This window comes from Erythrobacter aureus (assembly GCF_003355455.1).
GTDB classification, from domain to species: Bacteria; Pseudomonadota; Alphaproteobacteria; order Sphingomonadales; family Sphingomonadaceae; genus Qipengyuania; species Qipengyuania aurea.
Genome location: NZ_CP031358.1, coordinates 291,601 through 309,996, shown reverse-complemented (window position 1 = coordinate 309,996; position 18,396 = coordinate 291,601). Strand labels below are relative to the sequence as shown.

Here is an 18,396-nt window from a genome sequence, read left to right as displayed (position 1 = left end):
CCGGCGTAAAGCCGAGAGAGAAGAAATGACCCAGCGCGCAAACGGCCTCGATGCCGAACACCCCTTTGCTTCCATCCGCTCTGTTCACGGCGAAGTGCCGCTCGACCTAGTTGGCGGTCCAGCCGAACGCTACGACCTCATCTATGCCGATCCTTGCTGGAGCTTCGATGCTTGGAGCGAGAAGGGCAACGACCGCAATGCCAAGTCGTGGTACGACTGCATGAGCGTGGACGAACTCAAGGCCCTTCCCGTCGGAGACCTTGCAGCAGATGACTGCATGCTCGCCTGCTGGGCGACCTATCCATGTCTTGCCGACGCCCTCGAGGTGATCGAAGCCTGGGGCTTCACCTACGTCACCGTCGGCTTCGTCTGGGTCAAGCTCAACAAGAAGGTCGGGCTGCGGCGCATCATCGACCTCGCCAAAGACATCTTCATGAGCACAGGCTACTGGACCCGCTCGAACTCTGAAATCATCATCCTCGCCAAGAAGGGCCAGCCTCAGCGCGGCTCGAAGGGTGTGCGCGAAATCGTCCACGCTCCGCGCGCCGGACACTCGGAAAAGCCACTCATCTTCCGCGAGCTTCTCGAAGAACTCATCGTTGCCGATCGGCGCATCGAACTCTTCTGCCGCCATAACGCGGACGAACAATGGGATGCCTGGGGCAATCAAGTTGGGGCTCATGACGCTGGCACCATCAAGAAGCGCAAGCCCGAACCAGAGCCAGCCCCCATGCCTCTTCTTGAGGCGGCTTGAACCCGCTACGACCGCAGCACATTCGGGCATCATTCCGCCCATCGGAGCTTAGCTACGTGACAGACCTACCGCCCTTCTTTTCAGCCGGCATCGATACAATCAGCGCGATCAAGCTCTTCGTGCACGTCAGCACGATGAATGACACCAGATTCACGGCTTCGACCAAGCAGATCGACGATTATCCTTGCCCGGTCATTCAATTCGCAGGCCATCAGGCCAAGGGCACAATCACGCGCACGCTTGAAGAGCTCTCGATCACGATCATGCCTGATGCACAAACTGCGAAAGACTTTGTCCCTCGCACGATGCTCTTTCGCCAGGTCGACTTCGCCGGCTCCAAGATCATGCCTGATGATGAAGAGATCATCCTCGAAAACAACGGCCGCTCGTTTGCACGAGCCATCGCAGAAACCATCGCTTTGGCGCATCCCAAATCCCGCTGGGCGCCCTCGCCATGCGGAGGCGAACACACCATCCTCTACGGTCCTCCTCAGGGGCCCGACATCTCTGAGAGCCTGAAGCGGCTTGCGCAGGAGATCGACGGCGCATTCCATGGCAAAGTTCACTGCCTGCTAGCTCATCCTGCGCTCGACCTGCGTGGCGATTGCCTACTCCTAGACGACGAGGATCGTGCCCTCCTTCCGGACGGCTCACTGGGTGAGCATCTCGCTGCCATGCGCGAAGCGGCTCAGAACCTTCCCACCGCCCTTCGCATAACTCAGCACGGCGCGGCCTACCCGCTTCCGTACCGGATCTATCCTCACCGCTTCACCATAGAGGCGGAAGCCGATCCCGCGATGCGCACAGCTCGAGGAATGATTGCCAGAGCGGCAATCTCCGACCCTGACGCCACCCGCGGCCAGTTTCACTATGCGCTCGTCCCTCTTGACGCAGCTGGTGAGTTCGAAGCCGAAAAAGCTGCCGAGATTGCCTCAATCCAGTTCATGGAAGACTGGAAGACGGTGATGGGGGACAAGCCACTCCCCACCATCGGCGACAATTTCAAGATCGAAAACGAACGATCGAACGGCCGCCTCGTCGTTCGCCTGGTTGTAATCGTCGACCAAGCCGTCGCGGAAACATACAGCCTCGTGGGCCAGTACGAGGTCATTCCTGAATGAGCTGCCCAGACAGCCTCCACCGCATCCGCCAACTCGGCAGGCGGATGATGGACCTCACCGGTAACGGTCCACCCACTGCTTCCGAGAGGCTACGGCAGTCTCTGCGGTTGGCAGCTCCACACCCCCGTTACACCGCCATCGGCTCCATCTTCGTGAGCACATGCGCCAACGGCGACGCTCTTTCAGCAATCGTGGTCCGCACAGCCGATGCAAAAGGCTCACCGCGGGAAGTCGTTCGACTTGTCACCGCATCAGGCTGTGAAACGCTCGACGATGGCACCGACGGCGACCTTCAGGTCGAACTCGAAGCGTCACTCTTCCAGCTAGAGCCCGGCCAAGGTTGGCATGGTCATTCCGCCGATGACATTGCTCAGAAGATCGCCCGCATTGGGCGCCACCTGCATTTCCATGATGCGACCGATCCATGCCCCGGTATCACCGAAGACGAGGCGATCATCCTTTCGGACGACGGCGGCCGAACCGAAAACGCTCTCTCGCTCATGCAAGGACTGCTCGCGTACAATGGCATATGCGGCGAAGATCAGGAGATGCATTTCTTCGCTGCTACGCCGCTTCAGGCGCCGGAATTTCGGCTCGTCAACATCAACGGGCACCTCTCCAAGCATCTCGAGATTGCCTTCAAGCTCTACGACCAACCACAGCTCAAAGTTCGCGTGGATGGCGAGAGGCTATACGTCGCCGCCAACGGATATGCGGTCAACATCGCCTCCGCGACAGCCTCCGAGCAAGCGGAATTCACCGCGCGGATCATGCAGGCGTTCAACAAGCACGGTATCTCAACGAGCTATTTGCATATCAGCAGCGCCCAACAGGGCGCTGCCTGAGGAAGTTTAGCGATCAAATCGCGCCAACATCCAGAAACTTCCTCAACGGAGCGCATCCGCAGTTGCCGGAGATTCCTCAACTGCTATGCTTTCCGGGATATAGGGGGGCAGGTCGTTTAACCGACCCTTTAGTCAAAAAGAAATTCAACCAGAACAAGGACAACTCAATGAGTTCAGTGAACAAGGTCATTCTGGTCGGCAACCTCGGTGCCGATCCGGAAGTACGCAGCCTCGGCGAAAGCGGTGGCGAAGTCGCCAACCTGCGCGTCGCCACTTCGGAGCAGTGGAAAGACCGCAGCACCGGCGAGCGCAAGGAAAAGACCGAATGGCACACCGTTTCGCTCTTCGGTGAAGGCCTCGTCAACGTCGCCAAGCAGTACCTGAAGAAGGGCTCGAAGGTCTACATCGAAGGCCAGCTCTCGACCCGCAAGTGGCAGGACCAGGAAGGCAACGATCGCTACAGCACCGAAGTCAAGGTCAGCGGCTTCGGCGGCACCATGAAGATGCTCGACGGCGGCAACGGCGGCGGCAATGCCGGCGGTGGCAACAGCGGCGGATACGACCAGGGCGCTGGTGGACAGGGCGGCGGTGCGGCCGGTGGCTCGCAGACCGACAACATGGACAACCTCGAAGATGAAGACATTCCCTTCTGATTCAGAGGCTTAGGCCGATAAACACAACAAAAGGGGGCCGCCATTCGTTAAGTTTGGCGGCCCCCTTTTCATGCGAAACCACCACCCTCAAGAGAGGCCACCATGTCCGATCAGAACAAGCCCGTCGAATGCCAGAACTGCGACTGGAAGGGCACCGAAGACCAGGTCGAAGAGCTGCAGGACGTATCTGAGCGCGTCGGCCCGGGCGAGACCATGCCCGTTGGCGAATGCCCCAAATGTGGCGCGGTGGCCCACTACATGGACGAGAGCGATCCGAAGACGCCCTCCCCCGCACTCCTCGAGGCCATCTCGGATCTGGAAGCCATTCTCGAAGACATGCCCGAGGTAGAGCCTGACGCCGAAGACTACGACGACATGGAAGGCGCTTCGTCTGTCGGCATCGATGTCGGCCGCTATGAAACTGGCCAAGCCATCAAACCGGTCCTCACAAAGCTTCGCGCCCTCGCCGGCTTCCCGACTTCGGCTTAGTCCCTCAGCTCAGATACCAGGCAATCCTCATGAGCAACGGCCGCAACATGCACTCCATGGAGTTTCCCCTCGCGGACTTGCTCATGATGATGGAGGCCATGCGCATCAAGGGCAACGTCGCCATGATGAGCCCGTACAAGGGCGCTGAAGACCGCCTGCGCGAATATCAGGCCCGTTTTGATGCCTTGATACCCCCTCACGCGCGCCAGTTCGACAGCATGGCGCTCTGCGAGATCAATATCGAGCTGCAGGAAGCATCCTACTTCCACATCTTCACCCAGCGGCCGCACGGCCAGCGATGGTGGCATGAGACAAGCGAGGGACGCCTCGTCGTCCAGATCAACGGCAAGCGCTGGTCCACCAAGAGCTCCAACATCAAGAAAGACGACGAGGTCTACAACGGCGTTCTGGATCTCTTGAAAGAGCTGGCGCCGATGGATTGCGACCCAATTCTGGAAGAACCCACGGCACATCCAGAAAGTTCTTGATGACGCTCTTGACATTCGCTGGTAATATCCTGCGAATGGAACCCGGCGGCCCTCTCATGAAAGACTTATCCCTGTTCGGCGAAATAGTTCGCCGCCTGGACGAGAAGGGTTATGCCAAGGGCGACATCGAATGGGCAGAGAACTGCCGCGCGCCGATGCATCCTGATGCCTTCGCCCGCGAAGCGATCTTCGTCATCTGCAATTCCGGAATGAAGCATACGATCGCCCAGACGATCTTCCTGAAATGCATGCAGGCGCTCGAAGCCGGCGATTCCGCAGGCACCGTCTTCGGTCACAAGGGCAAGTCCGCAGCGATCGACAAGATCTGGGCCGAGCGCGTCGAACTCTACGACGCCTACCATATCTCCTACGACAAGCTCGAATACTGCCGGAATCTACCGTGGATCGGTGGCATCACCTGCTACCACCTCGCGAAGAACTTCGGCGTCGATTGCGCGAAGCCTGACGTTCATCTCAACCGTCTTGCCGACCGTCACGCCACCACCGCGCACGACCTGTGCGAGCACATCTCCAACGCCACAGGCTATCGCATCAACACCGTAGACACGCTTCTCTGGCGTGCCTGCGCCGTTGGCATCCTCGACGGCCATACCGCCATGCTCATCGAGCCGAAGCCGGCCAAAGAAGAACCTTCATCGGAATACCAGGACGAGCTCTTTCCGCCCGTCCAGACCGAATTATTCGCCGCATAGCTGCGCCAGGGGGCGCCATCAGTTCAGGGGGCTGTACGATGACCGGAAACATCACCTGTCCATATTGCTCGTCGCTTACGCTTCGGATGACCGGGCGCGAGCTTCACCCTTCCCGCTCAGAGCTCATCAACAAGCACTACCATGTCTGCCGCGCGTGCGACGCCTGGGCTGTCTGCACGGACGGAACATGGGAGCCTATCGGCCCTCTCGCCAATCCCGAACTCCGCCGCGCCCGGCAGGAAGCCCACGCTGCTCTTGAGCGCATCTGGGACAACGCTATGCGCGAGAACGACTGGTCCAAGAGCAAGGCACGAAACCTCACCTACATCTGGATGTCCGACGAGATGTCGATCGACCAGAAAGACCTCCAGATCGGCCGCTTCGACCTCCCGCGGTGCAATCTGCTTCTTCTCATCGAGAAGCATCGCACGCCCGACCTCGCGAGCATCAGCCCGGAACGGGCTCGAGCTGCCGCCCGGTCCAAATTTGGGCGCAAGTTCTCGAAACCTTGGCAGCGCGATGCCGCGACCCGGAAACGTCGGCGCGTAGGATAATCCATCGCTCGATCAGAAAGGGCGGCAGAAGCATCGCTTCCGCCGCCCTTACCTTTTTCAGCAGAGCCGATTCACCAGAGAGCTGATACCGCCTGCACCGCGAAAATCGCGATGACCAAGAGCCCGTCAATCAGCCTTTCTACGATCGTATCGTCCTCCATGGGCAATCACGCACGCGATCAATCGCACACGCATTTACCCCATGCACCTTCGGCAAAGCCGCCTCGACTACCACCAGTGTTCGACATGATCCCGTAGTAGGAATAGAACTCCTGACCGTCTGTTACGCACTGGTCCGCTGGCGGCTTGATCGCCTCGTTCCGCGCAGCAGTGTCATTCCAGTCATAATTCCAGTCCTCGGTGTAGCTGCCGCCCCAAACCTGCGTCCCCGCCCAAGTTGCCGACTGTCCATTCAACTGATCCTGGATCGCCTGGTCGACAGCTGGCTTCATGCTGGATTGACGCGAATTCATCGGCGTCCCGCCGCTATCCCGACCTTGAATAACCCAGCTTCCGCACGCACCACCACACGACTGGCTTTCCGAAGCCGGAACGCCGTTGCTCGTGCAGTTCGAAATCGCGACGCTGGTTCCATCCGAGCGCGTGCACGAGGTCAAAGACCGGCTTTGCGTGCCACCCGAGCATGCGCTCCAAGCTCCATAGCTGCCGGTATAGCTGCAGCCGCTGTAAACGGCCTGCGCTTCCGACGAGGCCGGTTTCGAAGCCGAACAATCTGCGTCGGACGTGGTTGTGCCATCGCTCCGGCGACAAGTCACAGATCGCGTGCGAACAGCGCTCGAGGAGCAAGTCGAGCTCCACGCGCCCCATGCGCCGGTGTTCCAGCTAAAGGCACAGCCGCTGTACACGCTCTGCGTTTCACTCGTCGCCGGCTTGGGTGCCGTGCACGATCCATCAGCCACCGTGACACCATCGTCACGTTGGCAAGTCACCGAGCGAGTGCGATTTGCGGTGCTCGAACAAGTCGAACTCCAAGCGCCCCACGCACCCGACTGCCAGCTGTAGCCGCACGACGAATAATTCGCCGCCGTTTCGCTCTCGGTCAGGTTGACCCCGCGCGAAGTGCACTCACTGCCCGCGACGATAGTTCCGTCGCTGCGTTCGCACTGATAGCTGCGCGTGCGCGTTGCGCTTGCAGAGCAAGTATCATCCCACGCGCCCCAGGCGCCAGGATTCACCGCGCTGTAGCCGCAACCGCTATATTCCGGTTCAACCTTCGTGGTGTTCGGCTTCGGCCCCGCGCAAGCGCTGTCAGGCTGAGAACTACCGTCGAATGACCGAATGCACTGAACCGAGCGCGTCTTGAACGCGGTCGACGAGCACGTCGAAGACGATGCGCCCCAAGCTCCGGTATCCCATTCGTGGTCACTTGCATCGCACGAGGCTGTCTCGACCGCCGTGCGGTTATAGCCGAGAGCGTCGGGATCACCCGAAGCCACATCGTTATAGTCGGGCATGTCGCCCGAACAGAACCCGTGATCTCCATCAGCCAACTGTGTACCGTCGCTGCGCTCGCAATACGGATCAAAAGACCGCGTAACTTCGCCGCAGCCCTCACGGCCGCCCGGCCCAATGACCACCGTTTCGGGAGGGATGACCCAATCGTAGCCGCAGCCACTGTAAACCGCGCATGACGAGGTCTCGTCCGCCGGCTGAGCGCCAGCTTCCGCAGTGCATTGCGCTGCCGGCTCCGGAGGTCCGAAGTCGCCAGTCGAGAAATCGAAATCGGTTACGTCCTGACACTGGTACGTCGTCGTTCGCGTCCCAGTGCCACATGACGTGGAACACGACGAAACGCTCGCCACCCAGCCATATGCTGGAGTGCCGGTAGATCCGCCCGAAGATTTCTCCACCGGAATACGGAAAACCGGCTTATCCTGAGCCATCGCAGGCATCGAGGACATTGCAGCCAGTGCAATGCCCAAGGCGATCGGAGCCACGTTGCTTGAGAGCTTCAGGCTCGCTCGAATGCCACCAAACGTCATAATTTACCCCAGAAATGCGAATATCTGGGAATTGTAGGCGCCTCAGGATGTTTCTGGAAGACTAGGTTCTGGGTATTTTTCGCTCAGGGCGGAGACTTCCTCGGGTGTGCGCAGCGTCATCACTCATACCTTCTTCAGCAGAGCTCGCTCTACCTTTACCGAGGCGGGTCGAACGCCTTGCAAAATGCCGTGAACCTGCGGACCAACCGGTCCCCCTTCACTTCCGCCAACTCTTCCCCGAGCTTCCTACGGAAAGCATCTGCAATCCGGTTTACGTCGTTGCCCGAGCCATGCTCCTTCGCGATCGCATAAAGTTCAGGGCAATTGTACTGCAGCGTCCCGCTCGGGAACGACAGCTCAGGTTTCACCAGCGCGCCTTTGGCACCCTTCGGCTTACCTTCATCAGCAGACAGGTCTGGAAGAACTGACATATACTCGATAAGGCCGTTCATTCGTTTGACGGGATGGTTGTCGACCGGCTTGTCGGCATAACTGAGCCATACGGTCTGGCCGGATAGATCGACCGACCCGCGAGCCTGGGGATACACACCAGAAACAGTCTCCCATGCGTTACGCACCGTCTGCCTGAATTTCCCGATAGTCTTGCAGTCATTGCCGAGGTGAGACCAAAGCTGTTTCCAGCTTATAGGAACCTGCTCACCCTCTCGGATCTTCGGGAGGCGATATGCCAGGTAGGTGTACAGGTCCAACTGCGTCGCCGATCGTTTCAGAGCCGCAAACGCCCGCTCATTTAGCGGAACTGCATGATCTCGAATTGTCTCGTAAAAGGGCTCTGACAGCACGAAGCGAGAGACGAACTCTCCTTCTTCTGTCGATACACCGCCATACTTGTTCGCAAGCCTCATATCGCTGGCCTCGAACGCCGAGATCGTGACCGGCTTAACCGATCCCTTCTTAGTCCCCTTCCCCTTCGAAGGTTGCGCTTTCGTGATTTCCTGATCCCAGCGGATAGACCACTCACAGGACATGAGACGGTCGAGCTGCTCCTGCATGAGTGCTCGAGCACCGCGCGGGCCTCCCGAATTCGTTGCAGTGATGCCCATCCTTCGGAGCCACGCGGCGAAGCTGTCTCCAAGATACACTTCTCGGCTCTTCTGCCTCACAGCTTCCGTCATGATGAAAAGCATCGCCAAACGAGCATACGAGCCGTACGGAACGCCCAGCTTCGTCGGGACCAGCTCTCCGTTCACCATCCTCATTCTTTCGGTGGGTCGGATTATGAGCGTGTAGTTGCCCTCTCGCCGGATTATCGGCGCGAACTCTGCTTCGCCCTTCGGGCAGCGGACCGGGAGCGACATTGCGCAGAGCGCTGAATGGAGGAAGCCTGCAGACGGGTCTTGCGTGAGGACTTCGTGGACGGCCTGGAAAACCTTCTCTCCGCCCTCTTCGGTCGCAAGCGCCCTCACCTCATCAATCGAGCTATTCTCCAACTCCTCGACGAGCCTTCTCCCCAGAGGCATTGGCAGCATCAGTTGCGATGGTTCTAACTTTTGGCTCACCTTCGCCTCCCTGCAGCGAATCGATTCGGCTTCGTTGCAACATTATTGCGCCTCGGTTCCGCAATTTGGCAAGCCTCTTGACGGATTCAGGCGTGGAGTTCGGGAAATACCGTCAAAAGACTGCTGAAAAAGGTAAGCCCTCAATTGCTCAGAACGATCGCCTCGCATCCCCCTCCCCTTCCCAAAATATTGAACCCTCACCCGCGAGGATCAATCAAGGAATGAAGATATAGGATAGATGGCTTACCATCATCAGCAGCGCTGATTACCTTATTCAGCAGTTGGATTGACCTTTATCAGCAGCGGATCTTACCTTCCTCAGCAGTGCTGTGGAAAACCGCGCACCGCGGACACGGGTAGCTCGAACGACATCTCTTACCTTTTTCAGCAGGCCGATTGGCCAGCTCCTTACCTTTTTCAGCAGATTTGTCAGAACCAGCCCTGCCCGGCTTGCTGCCGGACATCCCCAGACACGCGATCCTACGGCCACCTCCCCTCACCTGACGGTTTTGGGCGCGGTTCACTGTGGAAAACAGCAACGCGCTGCTGAAAAGGGTAATGCTATCAGCCGAACTTCGTCTTGGCGGATTTTGCTCTTTGAGCTAGGTAAAAGTGTCAATGAAGGAAAGAGGGCCCCGCCCCTTCCTTACAAAGGGGTATTCAATGAACGCCAGTCAGAACTTCGATCCGACGGACACCACACTCGAACAGGTCCGTCGCCGAGAGAACCTCGCGCGCAGCGTCCTGGAGACGATCCGCGACGATAACATCTCCCAGCCCCGCCAGGGACCAACCTTTACGCCAGCACAGGCCGCCGACCTCGTTCATCGTTCCACTTCTGCGATCCGCACCGCGGAGCTCGAAGGGCGCCTCCCCGAGCAGAAGCGCAATGCGCAAAACCGGCGCGAGAACTATACGCTCGAGCAGCTGGACAAGATGCGCGAAGTATTTGGCACCCGCCCGTGGCGTCACCCTTCCGACGAACCGCTCATTATCCCTGTCCAGAACTTCAAGGGCGGCGTGGGCAAGACCACTCTTAGCGTTCATCTCGCACAGTACTTCGCGATCCATGGATACCGCACGCTCCTGATTGACGTCGACGCCCAGGCATCGGCCACGATGATGTTTGGATACATCCCCGATCTCGATATCGACATCGACCAGACCGCGCTTCCCTCGCTCCTGAAGGGCGACGAGGAGGTCTACTCGCCGCTCAAGGATAGCATCCGAAAGACGCACTATCACAACCTGGACCTCGTGCCGGCGAACCTCCACCTCTACAATGCCGAATACATGCTTGCCTCTCGCATGGCTAAGCTGGACGCTGAGGAGAGCGGGAAGGTTCTCACCGCCCTTCGCGACGAGGTGAACGAAGTGGCCCAAGGCTACGACGTCGTCATCCTCGATCCGCCGCCAGCCCTCGGTATGCTCTCGATGTCGGCACTCCTCGCAGCGAACGCCTTGCTCGTGCCCATGCCGCCCAACACGATCGACTTCTCGTCGACCGCATCGTTCTTCTCGATGCTTCGCCAAAACATGGAAGACATGGAATCGCGTGGGGTAGGGGTGGACTATCGCTTCATCCAGATCGCGCTGACCCGCACCGACGAGAACAAGTGGGCCCAGCAGCAGGTCGTCGATATGGCTCGCGAACTCTTTGGTGGGGTCGTTATGCCAACCGAGATCAAGACCTCGGCTGAGTTCGACAACTCTTCGTCGTCCCACCAATCCGTCTACGATCTCACCCGGCCGACCACCAACCACCAAGTTCGCAAGCGCTGCCTCAAACAGCTCAACGACCTTGGCGCCGAGGTCGAGGCTCTCGTCCGCTCCGTATGGCCCAACACGCCAGCAATCGATTGATGATTCGGCAACTTGTCAAAACGTGCGTAACGTACGGAAAATACAGCGTTTTCCTAGGTCTTTGCACTATCAAAGCGCAGGTGCACTTTGATACTCGCGGCATCTCAAAAAACCATGATATTTCAGAGTGATGCCTCGATTTTGACAAGTTGCCGAGCTTCTTGACCAGAAGGAACCGAATATGACCACCACTCCCAAGAAGCGCGGCATCGGAGCCGACATCGGAAAGCGTGCTCGTGAAGCTGCAGAGCAGCAATCTACGCCGGCATCTGCCGACACCCGCAGCGAGCTGGTCCACCGGAGCAGCATGCTCAAGGCAACGGACGATACCGTCTATTCGACCAGTCGTTGGGTCGACCCCGACCTCTGCAAGCCGTCGCCCGTCAACGCCCGCGATTATGACGCGCTCACCTATGAGGACTGCAAGGACCTCATCGACACCATCCTGTCGGAAGGGCAGCAGAGGGTCGCAGCCACAGTGCGCGCGACTGATGATCCCGAGAAGCCGTATGAGATCGTTGCTGGTCTTCGGCGCCACTTCTCCATCAGTTGGCTCCGCGCGAACAATTACCCGGACTTCAAATATCTCATCACCGTTGCCAAGATGGATGATGAGGCGGCGTTCCGCTTCTCGGATCTTGAGAACCGAGCTCGGACCGACATCACCGATGTTGAGCGTGCGCGCAGCTACACTGAGGCTCTCGCCAAGTTCTATGGCGGGGACCTTGCGAAAATGGCGAACCGGATCGGTTTGTCCGATCGTAACTTGCGTCGATACATCACCCTTGGTGAACTCGACGAAGTCTTCATCAGCGCGCTGGGCGGCTACCGCTTCGCTAAGGTGAAGCACGCCACCGACATCGCATCGGCCGGAAAGGCTGAAATCAAGATGGATGCCATGAAGGCCGAGGCCGAGGTCATCTCCGCTGAACAAGCTGAGCGGTCAGGGGAGGGCGCTGACCTCCTCAAACCCGCCGACGTCGTGAAGCGCTTGATCGCTGCCTCGAAGTCTGGTGCCAAGCCGACTGCCAAGGCCAGTCCCAAAGCCAAGCTCGTCGAGGTCAGCAGTTCTTCCGGCAAGCCCATGCTGACTTACGCGCCTGGAACCAGTCGTGCGGCGACCACCATCAAGATCGCGCCAGACACCGATGCTGGTCCTGATGAAATCAAGGAAGCCCTGTCGAAGATCGTCGACGACCAATTCGCTCAAAAATCGTGAAATGAGGCCCTAAGCTCGCTCGGCCAGCCAATTTGCCCAAAAAACGAGAACAAATTTGGAACATTGGCCGAGCGAGAAACCTAGAATGGATTTTAAGGCCCCTTCTGACGCTTTCAGGGCCTTTCTAGGTACTCTGACCTACCGGAAGTCCGGATTTCGCTCGTAAGGGGCCTTCTCGGGAGGCAATTTTCGCCAGTCTCGAGCCGAAAAAGCGACCAAACTCCTCTTCGAGGTCGATCATGTCCTGGTCGAACTTTTCAAAGACAGCGCTCATCGGTTTCGATGTGTCGACCGGACGGCTCCGATTGATCATCGCAGACGGGGTGAGTGAGCGGGCAGGGGAGGGCCTTCGAACACTCGTGGGCCTTCTCATCGCCAGCTGGAAATCGTTTTCGAACCGCGCAGCGGTCCAGAGCCTTACGTCACGCCCGCTGCTATCGTCCCGCGATCGGCGCTCTGCCCAATGAGCAATGAGCATCCCATCGGAAAGGCGCTTCACGAATTTGCGGACAATGCGTTCCTTCATGTCCAATGCAGTTTCCAGCCAAATAGTGTCCACAGCCGGGTACAAGAGAAACGCATATACAACTTCGGGCAGTTGAGACCGCGCATCAAAACTGGCCGCTGGCGACACAGCAAACTCTGCCAGCAGCAGCTCGAGGCTATCCAGTAGCGCCAGACCAGCCTTCGCCTCGTCAGCCAGCTGGTTCAAGAACCCACGCAGCGCACGCTCATCTAAGCGGCCTTCGAATCCGAGCCTCTTCGTTGCTCCCGTCAGACAGCTCAGGCGGTTCTGCGACAGGCCGAGATCCCGCAGTCTGTCCGGCAGAACGGCATAACAGGACCCCAGATGAGAAGGCTTCTCCCAGTCCAATGCATCCAGAAATTCGTCGACTTTTCCGTCGATTAGAGCTTCTTGCTCGTCATCATCGGGTGAGGGGAGGGCGCCTTTCAGCCACTCGGCGCCAGCCTTGGCCTGGGCCTTCACGTCCTTGCGGATCTCATGCGCTCGCGTGAAATAATCCGGATCGGGATCGACCCTGATTACCTCCTGCATTCCGCGCGCCAAAGCGACGAGTTTCGGGCCTTCCGCGTTGGATTTCCGCATCAAGCGCAGCGCTCGCACTCCTACCTTTCGGGCGTATTCATCGACATCTCCTGCCGTCCCGGTCCCCATCGATCGCCGGCCTTCGACCGGCAGCGTATCCTCGAGGTCCCAGTCGGCTTGCCGCTCGGCTGCCGCGGCTTTCGTTGAAAGAGTGCGGCCAACAAGGCGGCTTGCCAGATCGCTGAGTTCGACCTGGGCCATGCAACGGCGCCAGTGCCCGTACCCAGCCAGCGCGGGCAGATAATTGTCCGGATGGGGGAGGGCGGTGCCGCTCATGAGCCCCAAAATGTCCGCTGGGCGCGTTGGCGTCCCATCGACGGCCGCAAGGTTTTCTGCGGCCAGGAAGCAGGCTCTCACTTGCCATGCTTCCTCTAGCGGACTGGCGGAAATCCGCGCATCTAGCACGCCTATAAGGTGCGAAACCTCTTCGACGGCAGCTAGGATCACATCGGAGTGCATGGTTTTCTTATAGTGGATTTGACCTGAAATGACAGCCCAAACGGCTCGATAGAGGGGTCTATCGAGCCGCGTCCTAAAAACCTCGCGCATCGAGGCAATTTGGCAGATATCGCTCTCAGCCGGATATATCACGATAAGGACACTTATCGTTGTATCTAGTCGTTATCGTGATATTGTCGCTTCAGAAAATGCACATGGGTCGCGCAGACAAACTCTGCGGGCGGGGCGATGGCCGACTTTTGGGGTGGCGCGAGAAGGGTAGGGGGTGTGCCCCCCGCCACAAACTCACGGCAAACGATTACTCCTCTCTGCATCGCCTACGAAGACGAAGAAAAGGAAAATGGAATGAACACCTCAATCGAGCCTTCCGAATTCGCCACCGCCAAACTTCCGGATACCTCACGCTGGCCAGACGCAGAGACTTTCGACGATTGCAGTCCGTGGTGGGATTCCATGGGCGAGGGTGGTCGCGACGAGTATGTGGCTGCGTTTAAGGACATTCGATCTGCAGAGGCCTCTAAAGATGGCTCTCTCGTGACCCCCTCCAGAACCTTTCGTTTCTGGTACAATGCTCCCGCCAGCCGTCCTGGACTCACACGTATCGATTGGGTTTCCCTTGATGGTGAGACGTACTCGTTTGCTTTTGAATACGACCACGAGTTGCGGCTGCTGTCCGCCTCCGATCCCCTCGCTGCCGCCATCGACATCTCGGACCGCTTCTCGCTTGTTGCACATCGCCCTGACGAGACTGCGCCATATTGCAGTGAGCTGCATGCACTCGCCGTCCGATCTTACTTCCTCTCAGACGGCAGGTCTTCCAAGGTCGATGTGTCATGGCTCAGCGATAAAGGTCGTTTCAAGATCGAGACCGGAGCAGGGGAGGTCTTCGAGACCACCACGCTAGCTTTGCCGATCTACTACCTTTTCGCCTTTCCGTTGGAAGGCGCGCGGACGGATAAGTACCTCTTCATGGGGGAGACTGGCAAATCCTTTGAACTCACTATCGATGCCGCGGTGTACGCCTACACTCCGACTGCACTCGGGCTCCTTGCGGATGAAGCCAACGCGCACCTGAAGCACTTCGATTACCCCGAAATACCGCCAGTCAGCATCACGAGGGTATCTCGCCGGGGAGCCTTTAACCCCTCCGGATCCCTGCTCAAGGCCGCCAAGTCTAAGCCGGGCAGAATTATCCGGGGCCATTATGACGAGGAATGCGAACCTGATCTCCCTCTGCGGATGAAGCCAGCTCAATCGCGAGCCTGTAAGCACTTGGCTGAACTCACCCACATCGAGGGGGGCATAATATATACCCCTCATCAAAATTACGAAATTCGTCCCGATTCTGAACGTCCAGCCTCCCCCTACCGGAAAGAGATCTACCTTCCAGGCGCTGAATTCCCGATTTTGGGTTTCGGCGGGGAGCTCGACTTCGAAGATATTCCGCGTCTCACTGAGACCTTGAGGTCGCTTCAAGCTCGCTCCGTCAACCATGTCTCTAAGGTTGAAATCACCGAGCGCGCGAACCTTATGACAGTTATCAGTCAGGCCACAATCGAGATACTCATTTCCCGATTGGCAGCTGCGGGCGACCCCGACATCAGCCCTCCGCCAATTTACGTGAACTCTCAGCCAGCCGGGATCCGGATCAACATTGGCGAGGGCGGCGCAAGGGATGCAGTGCTTTTCCCTGCATCGCCGTTTTACGGCAATCAGGATGGAATGGAGAGTTATTACATTGGCGGTCACTTCCTCTCTTCACGTCCCTATATTCCCTCGGTTTCCGGCATTCTAGCTAACGAGATGTTCGCCTCCGCCCAACGGACATTCTCCGAGGTCGGCATCAGTGACATTCAGCCGCTTGTCGACGCTATCGACAAGACCATCCAGTGCTTCATGGGGAACTGCACGCATGAATGACCAATCGTCCGCCGACCTCCAAAAGAGGAGAGACTATGCTTGATCCCAGTGAACTCGCCGTCCTTGCCAAGCGCACGAAGCAGGCCAGCGAAAACCAGCAGTTCGAAATCCTCGTCGAATGCTTCGAGGCGGTGCTCGGGCCCATCAAGACGCAGAGAGGCAACAGCTCTCGCTATCACGACCAGTGGCTGCGCTTCGACAAGCTCCTCAAGAACTCCGCCTACGAGACGGCCGCTATGCTCCTCATCCCTGAGGGCAAACACCTTCTCCTTAGCCGGGCGCCCGACGGTAGCGCCCGCGCGCTGCTCACCGATGATGAGCCGACGAAGAAGGATCTGCCGGGCGCGGTGAATGCCGTCCATGCTGGCCTCGCGATCGCCGCGGCCGCCGTCTTGGCGACTGCCAGCCGAGAATGAAGGTTTTTTTGATCGGTCTCAGATTGATTTGAAGAGGAAATTCACATGACAGCGGCACCATTCGAATGGCTCTCCGAGACCGGCTATGGGCCGCTGGTGCGCGACATATACCATGAAGACCGTGCTTATCGAACTGCTCAGAGAGCCCGCTATCGCACTGGCATATCATCCGTCTTGCAATTCGACGAGGATGCGAGCGAGCATATGCTGCTAGCTTCAGCAGTAGCTTTAGCCCACTACAAGCTCGGAGAGGCCGCAGGACCAATGGATCCTAACCTCGCCAACACGGCCTCCACAATCGGTTCGATAATACAGAGCGGCAAACAGATATTTCGCTTCTCTCAACCCTTAACTGAGGAGATCTCACATACCGACGTCGATGACGTGACGCTCTCTGAAATCAGCATTCCGTACGACGCCTTCTACGTAGAATTCCCAAAAGAATCCCTGCTTCCCGAGCTTCAGGCCATTGAAGGTCTCGCAATCGAGAAGCGCATGGGGGGTGATGGTCCAATCCTGTACATCACTCCATTTGCTCGGCGAGCTGGGCGACCGTTCCCCATGGATTGCTCTATGCTTCCTCTGGAGTCCCCTAAGGGGGCTGACGAGACAGTCGGCGAAGCAATCGCGCGCGCTCTCGCGCACTACTCTGAAAATTCCGATGCTACGATGAGCATCCACCATCCAGACCTGGCGAGTCCCGAGCAGTATTCTCACGCAACGATTCCCATGCCCTCCCACATGAAAAAGGGATTCAACACTGGCATTCGGATCATCCAAGAGATGCTGCCCCTGGTCGTCAACGCATTGCTATACATCGACAACTGCGCCGCCGGCATCAGACGGCGTTGGGACCCCACTGCTCCAAGCCATCTCGTACAGAAGGTCGAAGCCGGAAAGGCCGGCGCTCGAAAGGCCGAGCGGCAACTGGCCAAACTCGGCTGGACCAAAATCTCGCTCTGCGACCTCGAAGAAGAGAACGATGACTTCCAGGCTGGTTCATTGGGGGAAGGCTCGCGCGCCCCTGTTCGAGCTCATTGGCGTCGAGGTCACTGGCGACGCCAGCATTATGGCCCGAAAAACAGTCTAATAAAGCGCATCCGAATTCGCCCAGTGCGCGTCCAAGGTCGCACAGGAGCGCAGCGACCTGGATATAATTTGTCATGACCGAATACACCCCGATATCGGCAGACATTAGCCCAAAGAACGCGGTCGTTGATGACGCGCGCTCCACCATCCTGTCAGCTGCCTTCGGCCCAGAGCCGCCTTCATACGAGACCGAACGCCGACTTCTCTCATGGTCGAAGTCGATCGCGCCCAACACGCTGCGTGCCATCCTCTCCGATCTCCGCATCGTTGAGGCTTTCCAGAGCGCTCGCCACCAGCCGACGCTCCCGGTGTCACCCCTTGACCTGTACTCGCTGATCGAGCAGCGAGCGCACGAGGGTTATTCCAAGAGTTCCATCGATCGGCTTATCGCCTCGATGGTCACGCTGCACGCTACGCTCGAGCTGCCTTCGCCTGCCGATGACAACCTCCGCTGGAAGCAGCGCGAGATCCGCCGGCGCGATAGTCGGCCGCGCGAGCAGGCGAGGGGACTGCGCATCAAGGGCGATGTCGAGGACATCGAGAAGGATGCCCCGTTGCCTCTGTCACTGCTCAGCTTGCTGGAATCCATCCCCGACGACCCAGCCGGGCTACGCGACCGCGCTATGATCTCCGCAGGCTACGATGCCGGACTTCGCCGATCCGAGCTAGTGCGCGTTCGTCTCGAGCACATCCACCGGCTGCCACAGGGTGAGGCCTCGCTCTTCATCCCACGGTCCAAGACCGACCAGGAAGGGGAGGGCGCTACTGCCTGGCTGTCCTCGCGCACCCTTCAACACATCGACGCATGGGTCGAGAAGGCTGACATCGAGGACGGTTATCTGTTCCGTCCGCTCTCCTATCGGGTCAGCGGCACTGGACACCTCGCCGAAGGCTCAGTCTCCAGCATTCTCAAGGAACGGCTACGCTCGCACCTCGAAGGGCTTGCTGACGAGGGGGAGTTCGACCGTTCCCAGATCGGCGGCATCATCAAGGCCACCAGCGCGCACTCGCTACGCATTGGTGTCGACCAGGACATGATAGCCGCCGGCGTTGATATTGGCGCGATCATGCATGGCCTTCGCTGGAGCTCACCCAAGCAGCCCCTCAGCTATGCTCGCCATCTTGTTCCGGCGACGTCGAAACTGGCCGCGAAGATGCGCGGGATCACATAGCCCGCCAAAC

General features: G+C 58.6%; 17 protein-coding genes and 1 pseudogene. 14 read left to right on the top strand and 4 right to left on the bottom strand.

The window, feature by feature from the left end; all coding sequences use genetic code 11:
- Positions 1-25: 25 nt before the first annotated feature.
- The 8 genes from DVR09_RS16510 (at position 26) to DVR09_RS16475 (ending at position 5,617) form a co-directional block, all read left to right on the top strand.
- Positions 26-754, top strand: coding sequence for an MT-A70 family methyltransferase (locus tag DVR09_RS16510; RefSeq protein ID WP_115418368.1), 729 nt, complete (start codon positions 26-28; stop codon positions 752-754).
- A gap of 56 nt (positions 755-810) precedes the next feature.
- Positions 811-1,875, top strand: a complete 1,065-nt coding sequence (locus tag DVR09_RS16505) for a hypothetical protein (RefSeq protein ID WP_115418367.1) — start codon at positions 811-813, stop codon at positions 1,873-1,875.
- A 44-nt stretch (positions 1,876-1,919) separates the two neighbouring features.
- Positions 1,920-2,720, top strand: a complete 801-nt coding sequence (locus DVR09_RS16500; protein WP_162815067.1) for a hypothetical protein — start codon at positions 1,920-1,922, stop codon at positions 2,718-2,720.
- 167 nt (positions 2,721-2,887) lie between these two features.
- The gene (gene ssb, locus DVR09_RS16495) at positions 2,888-3,373 is read left to right on the top strand and encodes a single-stranded DNA-binding protein (protein ID WP_115418365.1); all 486 of its coding nucleotides are present in this window, start codon (positions 2,888-2,890) and stop codon (positions 3,371-3,373) included.
- A 102-nt stretch (positions 3,374-3,475) separates the two neighbouring features.
- The gene (locus tag DVR09_RS16490) at positions 3,476-3,862 is read left to right on the top strand and encodes a hypothetical protein (RefSeq protein ID WP_115418364.1); all 387 of its coding nucleotides are present in this window, start codon (positions 3,476-3,478) and stop codon (positions 3,860-3,862) included.
- A gap of 29 nt (positions 3,863-3,891) precedes the next feature.
- The gene (locus DVR09_RS16485; RefSeq protein ID WP_115418363.1) at positions 3,892-4,350 is read left to right on the top strand and encodes a hypothetical protein; all 459 of its coding nucleotides are present in this window, start codon (positions 3,892-3,894) and stop codon (positions 4,348-4,350) included.
- A 56-nt stretch (positions 4,351-4,406) separates the two neighbouring features.
- Positions 4,407-5,063, top strand: coding sequence for a hypothetical protein (locus DVR09_RS16480; RefSeq protein ID WP_162815066.1), 657 nt, complete (start codon positions 4,407-4,409; stop codon positions 5,061-5,063).
- A gap of 38 nt (positions 5,064-5,101) precedes the next feature.
- On the top strand, positions 5,102-5,617 hold the full coding sequence (locus DVR09_RS16475) for a zinc-finger-containing protein (RefSeq protein ID WP_115418361.1): 516 nt from the start codon (positions 5,102-5,104) through the stop codon (positions 5,615-5,617).
- 179 nt (positions 5,618-5,796) lie between these two features.
- Here the strand turns inward: DVR09_RS16475 and DVR09_RS16470 are convergent, their stop codons facing one another.
- From DVR09_RS16470 to DVR09_RS16460, 3 genes and pseudogenes are all read right to left on the bottom strand, one after another.
- Positions 5,797-6,090: a hypothetical protein gene (locus DVR09_RS16470; RefSeq protein ID WP_115418360.1), complete on the bottom strand. Its 294-nt coding sequence runs from the start codon at positions 6,088-6,090 to the stop codon at positions 5,797-5,799.
- 819 nt (positions 6,091-6,909) lie between these two features.
- A pseudogene (locus tag DVR09_RS18000) lies at positions 6,910-7,092 on the bottom strand (hypothetical protein); the annotation flags it as partial.
- A 683-nt stretch (positions 7,093-7,775) separates the two neighbouring features.
- Positions 7,776-9,140 carry a replication protein RepA gene (locus DVR09_RS16460; protein ID WP_162815065.1) on the bottom strand — a complete coding sequence of 455 codons (1,365 nt, stop codon included), beginning with the start codon at positions 9,138-9,140 and terminating at the stop codon, positions 7,776-7,778.
- Positions 9,141-9,803: 663 nt separating this feature from the next.
- On the opposite strand from DVR09_RS16460, the gene DVR09_RS16455 reads away from it, so the two are divergent.
- Entirely contained in the window at positions 9,804-11,003 is a 1,200-nt protein-coding gene (locus DVR09_RS16455; RefSeq protein WP_115418357.1) for an AAA family ATPase, read from the top strand.
- A 181-nt stretch (positions 11,004-11,184) separates the two neighbouring features.
- Complete coding sequence (locus tag DVR09_RS16450; RefSeq protein WP_115418356.1) at positions 11,185-12,222, top strand: ParB/RepB/Spo0J family partition protein; 1,038 nt, start codon at positions 11,185-11,187, stop codon at positions 12,220-12,222.
- Positions 12,223-12,346: 124 nt separating this feature from the next.
- Here the strand turns inward: DVR09_RS16450 and DVR09_RS16445 are convergent, their stop codons facing one another.
- Complete coding sequence (locus DVR09_RS16445) at positions 12,347-13,531, bottom strand: hypothetical protein (protein ID WP_162815064.1); 1,185 nt, start codon at positions 13,529-13,531, stop codon at positions 12,347-12,349.
- Between the two features lie 603 nt (positions 13,532-14,134).
- Here DVR09_RS16445 and DVR09_RS16440 point away from each other — a divergent pair.
- The 4 genes from DVR09_RS16440 to DVR09_RS16425 are packed head-to-tail and all read left to right on the top strand — an operon-like array spanning position 14,135 to position 18,386.
- Positions 14,135-15,709: a hypothetical protein gene (locus tag DVR09_RS16440; protein WP_115418354.1), complete on the top strand. Its 1,575-nt coding sequence runs from the start codon at positions 14,135-14,137 to the stop codon at positions 15,707-15,709.
- A 35-nt stretch (positions 15,710-15,744) separates the two neighbouring features.
- Positions 15,745-16,125 carry a hypothetical protein gene (locus DVR09_RS16435; protein WP_115418353.1) on the top strand — a complete coding sequence of 127 codons (381 nt, stop codon included), beginning with the start codon at positions 15,745-15,747 and terminating at the stop codon, positions 16,123-16,125.
- Positions 16,126-16,170: 45 nt separating this feature from the next.
- Entirely contained in the window at positions 16,171-17,292 is a 1,122-nt protein-coding gene (locus DVR09_RS16430) for an AcrVA2 family anti-CRISPR protein (protein WP_115418352.1), read from the top strand.
- Positions 17,289-18,386 (top strand): tyrosine-type recombinase/integrase, encoded by a 1,098-nt coding sequence (locus DVR09_RS16425; protein ID WP_115418351.1) that lies wholly within the window; start codon positions 17,289-17,291, stop codon positions 18,384-18,386. The genes DVR09_RS16430 and DVR09_RS16425 overlap by 4 nt, the downstream gene beginning before the upstream one ends.
- Positions 18,387-18,396: the final 10 nt, after the last annotated feature.